This window comes from Colwellia sp. 6_MG-2023 (genome assembly GCF_030547765.1).
In the GTDB taxonomy this organism is placed as follows: domain Bacteria; phylum Pseudomonadota; class Gammaproteobacteria; order Enterobacterales; family Alteromonadaceae; genus Colwellia.
Genome location: NZ_JAUOPP010000021.1, coordinates 23,122 through 39,774, shown reverse-complemented (window position 1 = coordinate 39,774; position 16,653 = coordinate 23,122). Strand labels below are relative to the sequence as shown.

The following is a 16,653-nucleotide window of genomic DNA, read 5'->3' as shown; positions in this document are numbered from 1 at the left end:
TGGTGCTAAGGGGCTTTTGGAATGATTTATTACCAAGTAAAATCGGAGCTCCTACTTGGTAATAATAAATGACGAGGAAAAGTTAATACTAATAGAGTGCAAAAAAGATTAGTTAAATAATTCTCCATGTAGTTTCTCAACAACATTATTCGCATCTCGCTCATTCACTAAGAAGCATAAGTTATTGGCACTTGCCCCATGACAAATTAAACGAACGCTGATGTCATTAATCGTTTGAAAAATACGTTGCCCTATGCCTTTTGCACAATCTAAGCCATTGCCAATAACAGCAACTAATGACAGACCATGTTCAACGGTTACTTCACAAAGCTGCTCTAATTCTTCTACGACTGTTGATGTTATTAACGCTTGTGTAGAGCCACTTGGGTTATCAAAAGTGAGGGCGACACTAATCTCACTGGTAGTAATTAAGTCTACACTCAGCTCATGTTTAGCTAAAATACCAAATACTTGTGCTAAAAAACCACTCGCGTGTAACATAGCCGGGCTTTTAACTGTGACTAAGGTTTGTTCTCGTCTTAAGGCGATTGACCGGTAAGTAGGATTAGAGGCGACCGATTTTTTGATTTGTGTTCCACCTTTTTCAGGCTCTTTACTTGAACCAACAAAAACAGGAATGTTCTGGCGCATTGCTGGAATCAAAGTAGCTGGATGTAATATTTTGGCACCAAAAGTTGCCATTTCAGCTGCTTCACCAAAACTAATTTCTTTTATAGCACGCGCCTGATCGGTTATACGAGGATCGGTGGTAAAAATGCCAACAACATCAGTCCATACTGATAAATTATTCGCATGAAGTGCTTCAGCCAATAAAGCCGCACTATAATCAGAGCCACCACGACCTAAGGTTGTTGTTTCACCTAAACCATCTTGACCAATAAAGCCTTGTGTTACTAATACTTGTTGAGTCAATTTAGGCGCTAAAAGCTCTGTACATGCTAAACTTAATTGCTCTATATCTACCACTGCTTTGCCGTATAAGCTATTAGTTTTCATAACTTGCTGTACATTAAAATAAGCACCGTTAACATCAATAGACTGTAAAACTTGCGCAAAGATGCGTGAACTTAACTGCTCACCAAATGACAGAATGGCATCACCTTGCTTAACACTATGCTGTTGCGATTGTTTTAACGCATGCGTTGCTAACTCTTCAAGTAACCCTTTTATTTCAGTATTTAAAGCTTGCTCAACATCTTTTGCCAAATGTTGAGTAATATTTAACTGAATAGCTTGAATTTTATCAATAATATCTGCTTGTTCATCAAGGGATAAATTTGCTTGGCTTAAGCGTACTAAATAGTTGGTAACGCCTGCACTAGCAGATACAACCACTAAGCGATTACTACAGTCATTTTTAATAATCTGAGCGCAACGCAACATAGCGGGAAAGTCAGCAACACTTGTACCGCCAAATTTAGCAACGGTAAGGGATAAATTTTCTTTTGGTGAACTTGGATGTACCATGGGTAATCTTCCTAAATACAATAACTTACATTAGTAAATAATACTCACTAATTAAAACAGGAAGAGCATGACTGAACAGTTCGACAGGCTAGCCTATTTAACAATATAGGCATAGAGCATAGTAACTTTTTCAGCCAGAAGCTCTCCACCTTAGTCTATACAGACACTAAAATCAGGTGACAGTCCTAAGGATTCAGCCTTAGTGACCGAACGTAAACAGCCACGGTGTTTATGTTCTCGGCGATAATCTCCTTCAATAACGTATGTTGGAATGTGGTTCCTAATACTTTTCAGTATAACGTTATCTATCTAGTTATCGCTCCTCTTCTGGTGTTGTAAATATCACTTAAATTAAAAGTGTATAAACAACCCGTCTATTAGACATGAATTCAGTAGTAATTGCAATAGACTTTTAGATGGCTATAAAGAGAGTTAATTTGGAACAATAATTTTTATATTTAATAGTCAATACTAATAAAGCCTATTTCTATTTAACTAAAGATGACTAAACAGTGACTAAAACTTAAGAAACAACTAAGCACATAAAGCAAAATAGTAGAAAAATACAATGCAATTTTTTGTACGCATAACTTTCCCCAATTTTACAGTTACATTTGTTATAGTCTAGCTACAAACATGTATTACTAGCTTATGTAGAGCCTAATGGATTTATTTTTACTAAAAAAAGTTATTTCGGCTGCAATTATGCCGATTAATTTAGTGTTAATTTTATTAACCTTATCACTTTTGTATTGTCGAAAACGCCCAAAAAGAAGCGTTAAGTGCTTAATCTCAGCAGGATTATTATTAACTATATCCTCTATGCCAGTGGTTTCTGATAAGTTAATGGTAAATATTGAAAATAAATATGAAAGCTTTACTCATTCTAGTAAACCTGTTGACTACATTATAGTGCTAGGAGGTTGGCACGTTGCTAATGATGCCTTACCCGTAACTAGCCAACTTAATACAAACTCATTAGAAAGATTAGTTGAAGTATTAAGGATCTATCAATTACATCCAGAAGCAACGATTATCACGTCAGGTTATTATATTAAGGATCAGTTATCTCATGCTCAAACAATGAAGCAATCTTTAGTTCTTTTAGGTGTACCTGCCAATAAAATCATGACAGAAAATTTCCCTAAAGATACTGAAGAAGAAGCGCAATTAATTGGTCCTAGAGTACAAGGACATAATGTTGTATTAGTAACCAATGCAAGTCATATGCTAAGAGCAATAAAATACTTTCAAGCACAAGGAGTAGAGCCAATACCTGCACCAACAGGCTTTATGGTTAAAAATATAAATGGTCCTAAAGGTTGGGGGTATTACGTTCCTAAAAGTAAATCTCTGCAGATAACAACCGCTGCCTGGTACGAAAGTTTAGGTCTTTTTGTGCAGTGGTTAAAAAGCCTACTTTAAAATCAAATAATAGTATTAACTGTAAACCTAAAAAAACCAGTATCATCTTAGATAATACTGGTTTTAATGCTTTTACTTTGTTTATATTTACTTAGTTACGTTAGCTCACATAGGCTTAGTTACATATTTTCAATAATACAATCACCAAATTGAGAACAAGTAACCAAGGTTGCATCATCCATTAGGCGTTCAAAATCATACGTTACTGTTTTTGCACCAATAGCGCCAGACATACCTTTTAGTAGTAAATCGGCTGCTTCAACCCACCCCATATGGCGTAGCATCATTTCAGCAGATAGAATTACCGAACCTGGGTTAACTTTATTTTTCCCCGCATATTTAGGCGCAGTACCGTGAGTTGCTTCAAAAATGGCAACTTCATCATTTAAGTTAGCACCTGGTGCAATACCAATACCACCAACTTGTGCCGCTAAGGCATCAGATAAATAATCACCATTTAAATTCAGTGTTGCAATAACACTGTACTCAGCAGGACGTAACAATACTTGCTGTAACATTGCATCTGCAATTACATCTTTTATAATGATTTCTTTGCCTGTTTTAGGATGCTTAATACGACACCAAGGACCACCATCTATTAATTCTGCTCCAAACTCTTCACACGCTAATTCATAACCCCAATCTTTAAATGCACCCTCAGTAAATTTCATAATATTACCTTTATGTACTAACGTTACTGAGTCTCTATTATGATCGATAGCATATTGGATCGCTTGACGAACTAAACGTTGAGTGCCTTCTTTAGAAACAGGTTTAATACCGATACCACAATTTTCAGTAAAACGAATTTTGGTGACCCCCATTTCTTCAGTTAAGAAGTTAATCATCTTCTTAGCACTATCACTACCTGCTTGATATTCAATACCGGCATAAATATCTTCTGTATTTTCACGGAAAATTACCATATCTACTTCAAATGGCTTTTTCACCGGACTTGGTACGCCGGTAAACCATTGCACTGGACGCTGACATACATATAAATCGAGTATTTGACGTAACGCTACATTTAAAGAACGCATACCGCCGCCCACAGGGGTAGTTAATGGCCCTTTAATACCAACTTTATATTCTTTAAACATTTCTAATGTTTCATCTGGTAACCAAGTTTCAGAATCATATACTTGCGTTGCTTTCTCACCGGCATATACTTCCATCCAAGCAATTTTCTTCTTGGTGCCATAAGCTTTTTCGACAGCAGCATCAACGACTTTAATCATAGGTGGCGTAACATCAATACCAATACCATCACCTTCAATAAAAGGAATGATTGGGTTATTTGGCACGACTAATTTACCGTTAGATACCGTGATTTTATCGCCTGAACTGGGAATTGTGATTTTACTTGTCATAAAGCGCTCTCCTAATTGGAAGAATGAACATTAAAAATGTTTAAAATATTTATATCATGGTAGCGACAAAAGCTAAACATCATGAAAATTAAGTTTTTAAAATATCATTTTGTTACTTGAGCTTAATAGAGATTTAATTAAAATTAACTTAGCTTTCAACAATTATGATTTAAACTTTCATTGTATCTAAAGTAAAGCAAAAAGCGCCTTTACACTATAACCTCACCGTCAATACCTACTATTTATTTGCTGAATATTATTTTTATAATGAATATTTAACATTACAAAGCTCTAAATATTTGTTCGGTTGTAGTTTTAGCATCACCAAAAAGCATTTGCGTGTTATCTTTAAAAAACAAAGGATTTTGAACACCGGCATAACCTGTATTCATTGAGCGCTTGAAGACGATGACTTCTTTTGCATGCCAAACTTCAAGTACAGGCATGCCTGCAATTGGACTGTTAGGATCATCATTAGCCGCAGGGTTTACAGTATCATTAGCGCCAATAACCAATACCACATCAGTATTAGGAAAATCATCGTTGATTTCATCCATGCCTAACACTATATCGTAGGGTACTTTTGCTTCCGCGAGTAATACATTCATGTGCCCAGGTAACCGACCCGCAACAGGATGAATAGCAAAACGTACATCAATCCCTTTACTTATTAATTGTTGAGTCAGTTCATATACCGGGTATTGTGCTTGAGCAACAGCCATACCGTAGCCTGGTGCTATGACTACAGACTTAGCACTTCGTAACAAGTCAGCAACCGCTTCTACTTGTATTTCGCGGTGTTCTCCATAATCTTTATCTTCATCAATCACTACCGTTGTACCAAAACCGCCAGCGATAACACTGATAAATGATCGGTTCATCGCTTTACACATGATATAAGATAAAATAGCACCTGATGAGCCAACTAAAGCCCCTGTAATAATTAACAAATCATTGCTTAGCATAAAGCCAGCTGCTGCGGCTGCCCATCCTGAATAAGAGTTAAGCATTGATACCACAACCGGCATATCAGCTCCTCCAATAGAAGCAACAAGGTGCCAACCAAACGCTAGAGCAATAACGGTCATTAAAAACAGTGGGAAATTTGATCCTCCATTTTGCACAAAGATAATCATTAAAACAAAGGAAACAACGCCAGCAGCAAGGTTCATTTTATGGCGATGTGGCAACGCCAAAGCGCTAGAGCTAATAGAGCCACTTAACTTACCAAAAGCTACAATAGATCCAGTAAAAGTAACAGCGCCAATAAAGATACCTAAGAAAATTTCAGTTAGATAAATATTCATGGCCGTTTGTTGGCTGGCAGTTATGATAACGTGATGACCAGCCTCAAAGTAACTATTAAAACCAACCAATACTGCAGCTAAGCCAACGAAGCTATGTAATATAGCGACAAGCTCAGGCATTTGTGTCATTTCAACTTTATTGGCTAACTTCAATCCTATGCCTGCACCAATGATCATGGCAAGCACGATAAGCCAAATGCTAGTCACTGCGGGGTTAAAAATTGTCGCCATCAACGCAATGCCCATACCAATCATGCCGTATAAGTTACCTTGTTTGGCGGTTTCTTGTTTACTTAATCCAGCTAAACTAAACACAAAAAGTAATGCTGCAACAACATAAGCTGCACTGATAAAACCATTGGACGCAATTTGTGTGGATTCCATACAGTTCTCCTACTTACTAAACATTTTTAACATACGACTAGTCACTTTAAAGCCACCCACTATATTTATTGTGGCGACCAAAGTAGCTAGCGCTGCGAGTATTTGAACTAAAATATTTTCAGAGCTGATTTGTAATAACGCCCCCACAATAATGATGCCTGAAATTGCATTAGTGACACTCATTAAAGGAGTATGCAAAGAATGACTAACATTCCACACCACGTAGTAACCAATAACACAAGCCAAGACAAAAACAGTAAAATGAGTGACAAAATCAGCAGGTGCTACATTAGCTATCCAACCAAACAATGCCATACCTGCCGTTATAAAGGCATATTTTTTTGTCGATGATACCGGTGCTTCAACTACGTCAACAGCAGGCATTACCTTTTCTTTTTTAGTCGATGACGGTGAAGCGCTCACTTGAATAGGTGGTGGCGGAAAAGTAATTTCATCCTTATTCACAACCGTCATATTACGGATAACTACATCATCAAAGTCGATAGTTAAAGTACCGTCTTTTTCTTTACAGAGTAGCTTAGCTAAATTTAATAAATTATTTGAATATAGTTGAGATGCTTGATTTGGTAATCTTGACACTAAATCAGTATAACCAATCACTTTAACATCATGTGCGTTAACTACTTTACCCGCAACAGTACATTCACAATTACCACCGCCAGCCGCAGCTAGATCTACAATTACACTTCCAGCTTTCATTGATTGCACCATTTTATCTGTAATCAGTTTTGGCGCAGGTTTGCCTGGAATCATGGCAGTAGTAATAATAATATCAACGTCTTTGGCTTGTTCAGCAAATAAAGCCATTTCTGCATCAATAAATGCTTTACTCATTTCTTTAGCGTAACCATCCCCTGGGCCTTTTGATAATGATTCTTCAGGTTCGTTATAATTCATCTCAAGAAATTCAGCCCCCATACTTTCAATTTGCTCTTTTACTTCTGGTCGTGTATCAAACGCCCTGACAATGGCGCCTAAACTACTGGCAGTACCAATAGCGGCAAGACCTGCAACACCAGCACCTATAATCATTATTTTCGCAGGTGGCATTTTACCTGCAGCAGTGATTTGCCCAGTGAAGAAACGTCCAAAATGATGCGAGGCTTCAATAACAGCACGATAACCAGCAATATTTGCCATTGAGCTCAATGCATCCATTGATTGTGAACGGGTCATACGAGGTAACATCTCCATCGCTAGTGTGGTGATGGATTTTTCTTGTAGCGCAGCTAATAAATCAGGATTTTGGGCTGGTGCAATAAAGCTGATAAGTGTAGTCCCTTCATTCATTAGTGCCACTTCATCTAAAGTAGGAGGGTTTACCTTAAAGATTATGTCACTTTGCCAACAAACCTTTTTAGTCACTATTTCTGCATCAGATTTGCTATACTCTTCATCAGTAAAATTTGCTTTAGTGCCAGCACTTTTTTGTACTCGCACAGTAAAGCCTAACTTGATTAAAGCACTAACAGAGCTAGGAGAGCCTGCAACACGGTTTTCTCCCTTTAATGACTCTTTGGGAATGCTAATGATCATAAAACACCTTTGAAAATTAATAAAAAGGACTAAGTGCTTAATGTTTTACCACTTATAGTGTTATTTTTAAACACCTGTGCTCAGTTATTTTTTAACTACTTGATAATTCTTTAGTAACTTATAGAATTAATATGACAATAACGCGTAACTCTTTTTCTATTTATAGGCCTATTCCGATTGTTTAAAAATTTTCTGTTCTTTTCATTTATTGTCAGTGTTACTTTTTTTCCAGGTCAAACATGGTCGGCAAGTCATATAAAGTTAGGCATGTCGAATGCATTAACAGGACCAGCTTCTTATATTGGTAAAGGGGTTAGTAGAGGCGCAACTGTTTATTTTGAACAACTGAATAATGCTGGTGGAATTAATGGTCAACGGGTTGAATTAATCAGCTTAGATGATGCTTACGAACCCAAGAACACTATTAAAAACATTAAAAACTTCATTATCCAAGAAGAAGTTTTAGCCTTACTTAATTTTATGGGAACACCTAGCTCTCATGCTATTTTGCCAATTTTAAAACAATCTAATGTCCCCTTTTTAATGCCACTGACCGGAGCAGACTTCCTTCGTACTCCTGTCATTAATAATATTTTCAATCTACGGGCTAGCTATTTACAAGAAGCTCAAGCGCAAATTGAGTTTTTAATTGAAGCGAAAAAGGTAAATAAGATAGCATTAGTTATTCAAGCTGATGAGTTTGGCTTAGCAGCTCAAAGAAGTTACGAACAAATTTTCAAAAAATATAATATAGTGCCTGTTATAACAGAGCGATATAAACGTAATACGAATGATATTGAACGTGTTCTTGATAATTTAACAACAATGCCATTAGATACAGTTATTTTTGTTGGTACTTATCAACCGCTAAGTTATTTAATCAACTTAGGTTATGAACAGGGAATCAGAGCTTATTTTAGCACCCTATCATTTGTATCAAGTTCATATCTTTTTGCAAGACTTGAGCATCCAAGTAAAGTAATAGTAAGTGAGGTTATACCTTCTCCCTATCAATGTCAGTGGCGCATTTGTAAAAAATTTATTCGTGATATGAAACAAGCTGGATATGTTGATTTTAATAAATTTCAGTTAGAAGGATATCTTAATGCTCATGTTTTTAATCTTGTTGCCAAACGGTGTGGAATAAAATTAACAAGAGCATGCTTACTAGAAGAGTTTAATTCCTTTAAGTATAAACAAGATGGGCTAAATATTTCATTTACACCCAATAATCATCAAGGGCTAAATCAAGTTTACTTATCTTTTAGTGATTCTTTAAAAATAGAGAATTAATGCGAAAATAAGCTGATTATCGCTCTTTACTGACTGACCAAGTTTCAAACAATGCCGCGCTAATCACCAACGTCCCACCAATAACAGTCATGATATTAACTCTTTCATTAAGTAATAAAAATGCTAAAACGCTTCCATATAGTGGTTGTAAGCATGAAATAAGGCCTGCTGTTGTTGCGGATAAATGACGTAAAGATGAGGCAAACAAGGCATGAGGCATAGCTGTAAAAATGGCGCCTGCCAATAAAACGAGTAACCAATCATTAGTGCTCACCTCGAGTGGAGGAACATCAACAAATAACCCTAACATTAAAAAAGCAACTAAAGTCTGATATAACATGGTATGTGGGCCAGAGTAGTGACTAAAGTAATTTTTATGAAGGACATTTCGCAATGCAAAGAAGAAAGCTGAAATAACACCAATTATAATTCCTACTGTTACTTGGTTTCCTAAATTTATCTCAGGAATTAATAAAAAAATTCCAATTAAAACAATAACAGCAATAACAATATCTTTAACTTTAGGCCTACTTTTAGTCTTGCTTAACAGGGGCTCTAAAAATACAGTGATAACGGGGTAAGTAAAAAAAGCAATCACCCCAACAGTGACGCCAGCCATTTGCATACTAGCAAAATAGGTAACCCAATGAATGCCTACGACAGCGCCAAGTAATATAGCAACGCCATAGTCTTTTGGGTTGGCGAGAGCAATTTTCTTTTTTTGAATTGTAAGTAAAATAAATAATACAATTGCCGCAACACCAGTACGATATACGGTAATATCTAACGCCGGTAAACCAATAAGTTTAGAAAATAGCGCTGTCCCGCCAAAAAGTAGAACTGCACTATGAAGAAACCAAAGGCTTTGTTGTTTAGCTGTCATAAGTTAACGTCAATTTTATAGTTAATAAGTACGTTGATTAATCAAGATCGTGAAGAGGCCAGATAACAATGTAATCTTCAAAATCTTCAAGCGCAACATCATCATCTTTGACTATTTTTCCACGAACTGACATACCTGCTTTGTGCATTGCCGATTTTTTCCCTTTGTGAAGCAGCGGATGCCAAGATGGCATACCTCGCCCTTCTTGCAAACGACGATAAGTACAACTTGGCGGCATAAAGAAGACGTCTGCTAAATTATCTTGTGTTAACTGCACACAGTCAGGAACTAACGTGGTTCTTTTATCGTATTGACTACATTGACAAGTTTTTTCATTTAACAAATAACAAGCAATATTAGAATAAACGACCTGCTCGCCTTCCTCTATATGATCAGTAGGTTGTAGTTCACTGTGATCATCAGTCTCTTCATCATCAATAAATTTGTTAAGGCAACATTTAGCACAGCCGTCACATAACGACTCCCACTCACTACGTGACATTTCAGCTAATGATTTACTTTGCCAAAATGGTGCATCTTTTTGGAGAACGGTCATAATTAATAATATTCTTATTGAATTGGTGGGTATTTAATTTGATCAGATAAATGACCAACAGAACTAACAAAATAATAAGACAAATTCCAATGCATTAAACTTTTATAATTATCATATGCTAAATATGCACGTCCGTTTATTCCATCAGGAAAAACAAGCGCAGCAGTAATATCTACATTTGGAAGACTCGTGCCATCTGTTCGGCGAATACCTAAAGCTTGCCATTCCGCTAACTTTTTCTCAGTTTTAGCCCAAGCTTTTAACCAATTTTTGCGACTACCTGTATTTTGAGGTATCGCTAATGATGTATCAAAGTTTTCTGGTAACTTAACCTGGCGTCCCCATGTTAGCTCATTATTCCAACCTTCTTTTTGTAGGTAATTAGCCATTGATGCAAAAATATCAACTTGGTTTTTCCAAATATCTTTTTTACCATCGCCATCGCCATCAACTGCATAACCTAAGAACGATGTTGGCATAAATTGATTTTGTCCCATTGCGCCAGCCCATGAACCTTTCATATCATCTATTTTAATATGTCCTTCTTTTAAAATAGTTAATGCGGCCCATAATTGCTTTTTAAAAAAAGCTTCACGACGCCCTTCATAAGCTAAAGTTGATAATGCAGAAATAACATTATAACCACCGGTAAATTTACCAAAGTTAGTTTCTAGCCCCCAAAGCGCGACAATAAATCGTGGTTGAACAGCATAATCCTGACCTATTTTTGTTAGTATTTCTTCATGCTCTTTAAATAACGCTCTCGCTTTATCAACTTTCCAAGCAGGTATGCGTTTTGGCAAATAAGTATCTAATGTTTCAACTTTTTCAGGTTGTTTCCTGTCAGCAGCTACGGCTCTTTTATGAAATTTAACATTAGTAAAACTTTCATCAATTAAGCTTTGTGAGAAACCTTGTGCTAACGCCGCTTCTTTTAATTCAATAACGTATTCTTTAAAGCCTACTTCGCTCAATGTTTTTGCTTGTAATATTTTACTCGGTATAATTATCAAGCTAACCGCTAATAAAGAAGTAATAATATGATTAAATTTCATTCCCTCCTCCCATATATTCTTTGTGCTGTTTTAGTAAATCTTCTTTTGGTGGCGGTAACTGTAAATAATAGCCCTGCTCTACTAAGCTACTTTTTACTTTAGCTAAGTCAGCAAATGCTAATTTTTCTTTCGTTGCTAAATTAATTAAAGTCACCAATGTAGGAGTACCAAAAGTAAGCATTAATGCTTCAGGCACTGAGGAAAAATCATCGCGTGTTTTAACAAAAAGGTATGTTTGCTCTTTTTTAGCACTTTTATAAATAGCACATAGCATAATGGAGACCTATGATAAGAAATGGATGCATAATATATCACGCACTCGTATTGATATGCGATACAATGACACAATAAATTACATTACTTTTTTTGATAACGTTAGGTACAAACATGAAAGCTCCTTTATACGATGAAATTCTCGGCATTTGTCAACGCATAGCAAACGCCTCTACCGAGAGTAACGATGAACTTAGAGATAATGCCTGTAAAGACTTGCAAAAGTTATGTGCAATTAATCAAGAAACGCCAAAGGATCATCCATTACAGTGGGAAGCATTAGGCGATTTTACTGAAGACGGTGATTTAGCAATGGATATATATGAAATTGCACTAAACACTGCTAACAAACTGAAATTAAACACATTTACAGCTTCTATTTATTTAGCTATGGCACAAAGACAACAAGAATTTGAAGAGTCATCTAAAGCTGTTGAATATGCAAAACAAGCTGAAATTGCGAGTGAAAATATTGATGATGAAGAATTAAAAGAAGAGATAAAAACATTTTTAGCAAGTTTATAAAATAAATTATCGCTAAATTTAGCTGTTATTCAGGTTGATAACAGCTAAAAGATTTATTTTCTTATTCATTGAGGTTTACGTAAATATCAGTATACACCAATGAATACATATCATTTAAACCCCTTTTCAGCAAAATCTTGCAATAACTCGCCAAATAACTCTTTGCGCCAAACGATAAGTATATCAGGGTAAACACCTGTATTTTCGCTATATTTTTTAGCCTCATTTAAATCAAAATACCAAGTTAGAAATTGGTTAATTTGTTTTTTAGACGCTAAGTTTTCAACAGTTAAATCATGTTTATCACCAATTGCCTTAATAAAAGACTTCACCTGCTTAAATATTTGTTTATAACCTGGATATTCATCTAAACGCTGTATTTTTTTCGGGTAACTAGCCTCTTTATCTTTATTTGCTTCCTGTACAATAGCTAACATTGCTTTACCTTTATGGCGAATATCAAGTACTTCAGCGCCATCTAGCTTACTCATTGCAGATAAACTAGCAGGAATATTTGCGGCAACTGCCATCAAGGTATTTTCTTTAACAACATACCCTAAAGGTAAATCGCGTATTTTTGCTTGCTGATAACGCCACTTAGCTAAATGCTGTAAGATATTTAACTGCTTAGCATTTAATCGCCAAGCTAACTTCATTTGGCGATATAATAGATTTTCGTCTACTGGCGTAAATTTTCTCTCAATTAGCAATTGCGTTTCTTGCTGAGCATAATGAAACCTGTCTACCTGCTCAAGTAATGTCACTAATTTAGGATAAATATTAAATAAATGCTCGACATCTGCACTAGCATAATCTAATTGTTTAGCTGACAATGGCCGTCTTGTCCAATCAGTACGAGATTCCGACTTATCAAGCTCAATTCCCGTAAAGTGTTCTACCATCGCGGCATAACCTATTGACAGTCCATGTCCTAGAAAAGACATCATTATTTGGCTATCAAGTAAGTTAACCGGTTTGCAATTAGCACTAGTGAGAAACACTTCTAGATCTTCCGAGCAAGCATGCAGCACTTTAACTATATTTTCATTCGTCAATAATTGCCAAAATGGTGATAAGTCATCAATTGCTATTGGATCAATTAAAGCAAGCGTTTTACCATCATATACCTGTAACAAGCCTAATTTAGGGTAAAAAGTACGAGTACGAACAAACTCAGTATCTATCGCGAGTACACTGGCTTTGCTATATTGCTGACAAAGGGTTTGTAAACTTATAAAATCTTCAATTAATTGATACTGCATAATTTTTACGTTTTTTATCCCTTTATTTCTAAATGTTGCATAATCAACTTAATTTATTAAGTTGATTACTGATACTGGTATTCAATATTTTATCGGTTGCTATTTTCTTCTACGACGTGTCGCTTGTTGATGGCGTTGTTGATGCTTTTTCACTGAACGACGAATTCGGCGACTTTTGGCATTATCCATAGCTTTTTCATCAACTTTTACTTTTGATTGTTTTTCAGGTGTTAATTGTACTAACTTACGAAAGTAATTAACCTCTTGTAATCCTAGCTCTGTCCATCCACCTAAAGGCAATTGACGCTTCATTTCCATGTCACCATAACGAACACGAATTAAGCGACTTACTTGTACTTCTTGGCTTTCCCATAAACGTCTAACTTCACGGTTACGACCTTCAGATAATACTACATGGAACCAATGATTTCTTCCCTCACCACCACGGTAGGTAATTTTTTGAAAACGTGCAGGACCATCTTCCAGTTTTACACCGGTACGAAGCGTTTGTAACATAGCTTCATTGATTTCACCAAAAACACGAACAGCGTATTCACGTTCAACTTTTTGTGATGGATGCATCAAACGATTGGCTAATTCACCATCAGTAGTAAAAAGTAACATACCTGAAGTATTAATATCTAAGCGCCCAACAGCAACCCAGCGACCTGATTCTAAAGGAGGTAAGCGATCAAAAACAGTTGCTCTACCTTCAGGATCTTTTCGTGTACACATTTCGCCTTCTGGCTTGTTGTACATTAATACACGACAAATATCGTCGTCTTGCGCTGTTAGTTTAACTTGATGCCCATCAATTCGAATTTGTTCACTTCCATCAACCCTATCACCTAAAAAAGCGGTTTTTCCATCAACACTAACACGCCCTTGACCAATAATAGTCTCCATTTCGCGACGTGATCCTTTGCCAGCTCTCGCCAAGACTTTCTGCAATTTTTCAGAGTCTTTAACCGTCGCTTTTTTAAAATTAACTTTTACTGGTAACTCTTCAGTCTTTTTACCTTTCCCTTGGCCAACTTTACCAGCTGCTTTACTCTGACCTTTTTTAACTGTGGCTTTTGAACCAGTACCACGGCTGCCATATTTATTATTAGCAGGTTTAGAATCGGTAGAAGTACTTTTACCTTTCGGTATTTTTTTGTCTTGAGACATATTTTTTTACTCTGTTACGTCAGTAGCAGTTCCCTAGAAACTTACTTCTGGCTCATTTATACGTTATTAACGTTTAGACTATTAAAGGGGGTTACTCAAATGGTGAAGGATCACCTTCTCCGACACGAATAATTTCAATATCGTCATTTGAAAAATCAATAACTGTTGTTGGGTGTTCACCTAAATGACCACCATTAATAATTAAATCAACTTGATGCTCTAATAAATCCCGAATTTGTTCCGGATCAAACTCAGCCATGGTTTCCCCTGGCATGATCAAACTGGTAGACATTATAGGCTCTGCTAGTTCAGCCAACAAGGCTTGGCAAATATTATTGTCAGGAATGCGAATACCAATGGTTTTCTTTTTTGGGTTAAGTAACCGCTTGGGTACTTCTTTACTCCCTTTGAAAATAAAAGTGTAAGCACCTGGGGTATTACTTTTCAACAATCTATACGCAGTATTATCAATACGCGTATATTCAGACAATTGTGATAAATCCTGACACACCAAGGTAAAATTATGACTTTTACTAATATCTCGAATTTGGCAAATGCGTTCTAACGCTTTTTTATCACCTATATGGCAGCCTAAGGCATAACCAGAGTCGGTTGGATAAACAATAACACCACCATCTTTGATGATTGTTACCGCTTGTTTCATTAAACGCCCTTGAGGGGTCTCTGGATGAACATAAAAAAACTGACTCATGATAATTTCCTTTTTAATGCTGAACGTTACTACTTAAGAAACATTATCGAAATTAGAAACTATTATTTCCACAATGCCCAGACAGGTGTAGCCCCATCAGGTAAAATTAAATTACGACCAAGATCGGACCATTTATTCGGCTGATGAAAGTCAGAGCCCGTTGATGCATGTAAATTATATTCTAAGCAGTAGTTTAACATTATTTGTCGCTGTTGGGGATTCATTTGCGGTAAAACAACTTCTAAAGCATCGCCTTGGCTTTCCTTAAAATGTACAATTAACCGTCTTAACCATTTTGCCGATAAATCATAACGAATTGGGTGTGCCATAACAGCAGTGCCTCCAGCAGCATGTATAACCTCGACGGCTTCTTCAATAGAACACCATAGCGGCTTCACATAAGCTTTTTGAGTATTACGACCTTTTTTACCTAAATATAGATCAAAGGCTTTTTGCATGGTGGCAACATGTCCTTGCTGAAAGAGTACCTTAGCAAAGTGTGCTCGAGTTATTGTTCCTGTGCCTGCGAGTACTTTAGCATCATGATATACATCAGGAAAACCACAGTTAGCTAGCTTTTCGCCTATCGTTATAGCTCGCTGTTCCCGTGCTTGTTGTTGTGAAGTAATTAAGGATTGTAACGCTAAATTATTTTTATCAAAATTAAGACCGACAATATGAATCTCAAAACCTTGCCAAGCAGTAGAAATCTCAATACCTGTGATTAATTTTAATGGAATATTATTTTCCATTATATAATCTTGCGCTATATTAAATCCTTCAATTGTATCGTGATCTGTAATAGCTAAAACATCTATTTGATAGTTAACAGCCCTATCTATCAAGGTTTGTGGCGATAAACTTCCGTCAGAACAATGGGTGTGACAATGTAAATCAATACGGCCATGAGAAAAACCGTCGGTTTTTTCAATTAAAAAAGGAAAATCAGTGGTTGACAGCAACGCCATAATAAGGTCTTCTATAGGAACTTTTTTGTAAGTCGATTTAAAATTGACTTAATGAAATGACAAGTTTACTGATAAGAGCAAAATAATGATACAAACAAAGCAATTTAATTTAACAAATACCCAACTCCGTTGGTGGTGGCATAACTCTACATAAGTGGGTTGTGATAATTGCGTGTGTCTTACGATAAGCTAACAAATTAAAAGCTAAAGTAAATCAAAACAAATTTCAAAACCCGCTAGAACTAGCGGGTTTTCTGCTTTTTAAAGCCTTACGTTTATTAGCAGTAATTTGTAAAATATGCTGTTAATACTATTTTAACAATAACGAATAAGAGAAAAGACAATGAATAAAACAAGAACATGGTTTCTTTGGTGGCTTCAACCAATTTATGCAGGATGACACTCTAAAAATAACCAATGAAAAA

Annotated in this window: 15 protein-coding genes and 1 riboswitch; of the genes, 3 read left to right on the top strand and 12 right to left on the bottom strand. The window is 36.1% G+C overall.

From position 1 onward, the window contains the following. Positions 1–108: 108 nt before the first annotated feature. Positions 109–1,488 (bottom strand): lysine-sensitive aspartokinase 3, encoded by a 1,380-nt coding sequence (lysC, locus tag Q4503_RS13590; RefSeq protein ID WP_215972109.1) that lies wholly within the window; start codon positions 1,486–1,488, stop codon positions 109–111. Positions 1,489–1,618: 130 nt separating this feature from the next. Beyond that, positions 1,619–1,823: riboswitch (Lysine riboswitch) on the bottom strand. 328 nt (positions 1,824–2,151) lie between these two features. On the opposite strand from lysC, the gene Q4503_RS13585 reads away from it, so the two are divergent. Continuing rightward, entirely contained in the window at positions 2,152–2,913 is a 762-nt protein-coding gene (locus Q4503_RS13585) for an ElyC/SanA/YdcF family protein (protein WP_303602593.1), read from the top strand. A 119-nt stretch (positions 2,914–3,032) separates the two neighbouring features. On the opposite strand, the gene icd is transcribed toward Q4503_RS13585, so the two are convergent. The 3 genes from icd to Q4503_RS13570 form a co-directional block, all read right to left on the bottom strand. Continuing rightward, entirely contained in the window at positions 3,033–4,283 is a 1,251-nt protein-coding gene (gene icd, locus Q4503_RS13580; RefSeq protein ID WP_215972107.1) for an NADP-dependent isocitrate dehydrogenase, read from the bottom strand. A 281-nt stretch (positions 4,284–4,564) separates the two neighbouring features. Further along, positions 4,565–5,974: a Re/Si-specific NAD(P)(+) transhydrogenase subunit beta gene (pntB, locus tag Q4503_RS13575; protein WP_215972106.1), complete on the bottom strand. Its 1,410-nt coding sequence runs from the start codon at positions 5,972–5,974 to the stop codon at positions 4,565–4,567. Positions 5,975–5,983: 9 nt separating this feature from the next. Next, positions 5,984–7,531 (bottom strand): Re/Si-specific NAD(P)(+) transhydrogenase subunit alpha, encoded by a 1,548-nt coding sequence (locus tag Q4503_RS13570; RefSeq protein WP_303602592.1) that lies wholly within the window; start codon positions 7,529–7,531, stop codon positions 5,984–5,986. A 177-nt stretch (positions 7,532–7,708) separates the two neighbouring features. Between Q4503_RS13570 and Q4503_RS13565 the strand changes: the two genes are divergently transcribed. Next, on the top strand, positions 7,709–8,824 hold the full coding sequence (locus Q4503_RS13565; protein ID WP_303602591.1) for an ABC transporter substrate-binding protein: 1,116 nt from the start codon (positions 7,709–7,711) through the stop codon (positions 8,822–8,824). 16 nt (positions 8,825–8,840) lie between these two features. On the opposite strand, the gene Q4503_RS13560 is transcribed toward Q4503_RS13565, so the two are convergent. From Q4503_RS13560 to Q4503_RS13545, 4 genes are read right to left on the bottom strand one after another with little or no spacing between them, the layout of a single operon-like run. Next, positions 8,841–9,707 (bottom strand): DMT family transporter, encoded by an 867-nt coding sequence (locus Q4503_RS13560; protein WP_303602590.1) that lies wholly within the window; start codon positions 9,705–9,707, stop codon positions 8,841–8,843. A gap of 37 nt (positions 9,708–9,744) precedes the next feature. Then, the gene (locus tag Q4503_RS13555) at positions 9,745–10,263 is read right to left on the bottom strand and encodes a YcgN family cysteine cluster protein (protein ID WP_215972102.1); all 519 of its coding nucleotides are present in this window, start codon (positions 10,261–10,263) and stop codon (positions 9,745–9,747) included. 14 nt (positions 10,264–10,277) lie between these two features. Then, a complete protein-coding gene (locus Q4503_RS13550; protein WP_215972101.1) occupies positions 10,278–11,318 on the bottom strand; it encodes a lytic transglycosylase domain-containing protein in 1,041 nt (346 codons plus the stop codon). Continuing rightward, on the bottom strand, positions 11,308–11,592 hold the full coding sequence (locus Q4503_RS13545; RefSeq protein WP_215972100.1) for a YcgL domain-containing protein: 285 nt from the start codon (positions 11,590–11,592) through the stop codon (positions 11,308–11,310). The genes Q4503_RS13550 and Q4503_RS13545 overlap by 11 nt, the downstream gene beginning before the upstream one ends. 113 nt (positions 11,593–11,705) lie before the next feature. On the opposite strand from Q4503_RS13545, the gene Q4503_RS13540 reads away from it, so the two are divergent. Continuing rightward, positions 11,706–12,116, top strand: coding sequence for a hypothetical protein (locus Q4503_RS13540; RefSeq protein ID WP_215972099.1), 411 nt, complete (start codon positions 11,706–11,708; stop codon positions 12,114–12,116). Between the two features lie 110 nt (positions 12,117–12,226). On the opposite strand, the gene rnd is transcribed toward Q4503_RS13540, so the two are convergent. The 4 genes from rnd to Q4503_RS13520 all read right to left on the bottom strand — a co-directional run bounded on the left by rnd (position 12,227) and on the right by Q4503_RS13520 (position 16,228). After that, entirely contained in the window at positions 12,227–13,378 is a 1,152-nt protein-coding gene (gene rnd / locus Q4503_RS13535; RefSeq protein ID WP_215972098.1) for a ribonuclease D, read from the bottom strand. 99 nt (positions 13,379–13,477) lie between these two features. Beyond that, a complete protein-coding gene (gene rluB / locus Q4503_RS13530; protein ID WP_289847520.1) occupies positions 13,478–14,548 on the bottom strand; it encodes a 23S rRNA pseudouridine(2605) synthase RluB in 1,071 nt (356 codons plus the stop codon). Between the two features lie 91 nt (positions 14,549–14,639). After that, positions 14,640–15,260, bottom strand: a complete 621-nt coding sequence (locus Q4503_RS13525) for an L-threonylcarbamoyladenylate synthase (RefSeq protein WP_215972097.1) — start codon at positions 15,258–15,260, stop codon at positions 14,640–14,642. A gap of 62 nt (positions 15,261–15,322) precedes the next feature. Further along, positions 15,323–16,228, bottom strand: coding sequence for a PHP domain-containing protein (locus Q4503_RS13520; RefSeq protein WP_215972096.1), 906 nt, complete (start codon positions 16,226–16,228; stop codon positions 15,323–15,325). Positions 16,229–16,653 lie beyond the last annotated feature (425 nt).

Coding starts and splice junctions, on each gene's coding strand:
- lysC (WP_215972109.1), bottom strand. CDS start 1,488: ATGGTACATCCAAGTTCACCAAAAGAAAATTTATCCCTTACCGTTGCT.
- Q4503_RS13585 (WP_303602593.1), top strand. CDS start 2,152: ATGGATTTATTTTTACTAAAAAAAGTTATTTCGGCTGCAATTATGCCG.
- icd (WP_215972107.1), bottom strand. CDS start 4,283: ATGACAAGTAAAATCACAATTCCCAGTTCAGGCGATAAAATCACGGTA.
- pntB (WP_215972106.1), bottom strand. CDS start 5,974: ATGGAATCCACACAAATTGCGTCCAATGGTTTTATCAGTGCAGCTTAT.
- Q4503_RS13570 (WP_303602592.1), bottom strand. CDS start 7,531: ATGATCATTAGCATTCCCAAAGAGTCATTAAAGGGAGAAAACCGTGTT.
- Q4503_RS13560 (WP_303602590.1), bottom strand. CDS start 9,707: ATGACAGCTAAACAACAAAGCCTTTGGTTTCTTCATAGTGCAGTTCTA.
- Q4503_RS13555 (WP_215972102.1), bottom strand. CDS start 10,263: ATGACCGTTCTCCAAAAAGATGCACCATTTTGGCAAAGTAAATCATTA.
- Q4503_RS13550 (WP_215972101.1), bottom strand. CDS start 11,318: ATGAAATTTAATCATATTATTACTTCTTTATTAGCGGTTAGCTTGATA.
- Q4503_RS13545 (WP_215972100.1), bottom strand. CDS start 11,592: ATGCTATGTGCTATTTATAAAAGTGCTAAAAAAGAGCAAACATACCTT.
- Q4503_RS13540 (WP_215972099.1), top strand. CDS start 11,706: ATGAAAGCTCCTTTATACGATGAAATTCTCGGCATTTGTCAACGCATA.
- rnd (WP_215972098.1), bottom strand. CDS start 13,378: ATGCAGTATCAATTAATTGAAGATTTTATAAGTTTACAAACCCTTTGT.
- rluB (WP_289847520.1), bottom strand. CDS start 14,548: ATGTCTCAAGACAAAAAAATACCGAAAGGTAAAAGTACTTCTACCGAT.
- Q4503_RS13525 (WP_215972097.1), bottom strand. CDS start 15,260: ATGAGTCAGTTTTTTTATGTTCATCCAGAGACCCCTCAAGGGCGTTTA.
- Q4503_RS13520 (WP_215972096.1), bottom strand. CDS start 16,228: ATGGCGTTGCTGTCAACCACTGATTTTCCTTTTTTAATTGAAAAAACC.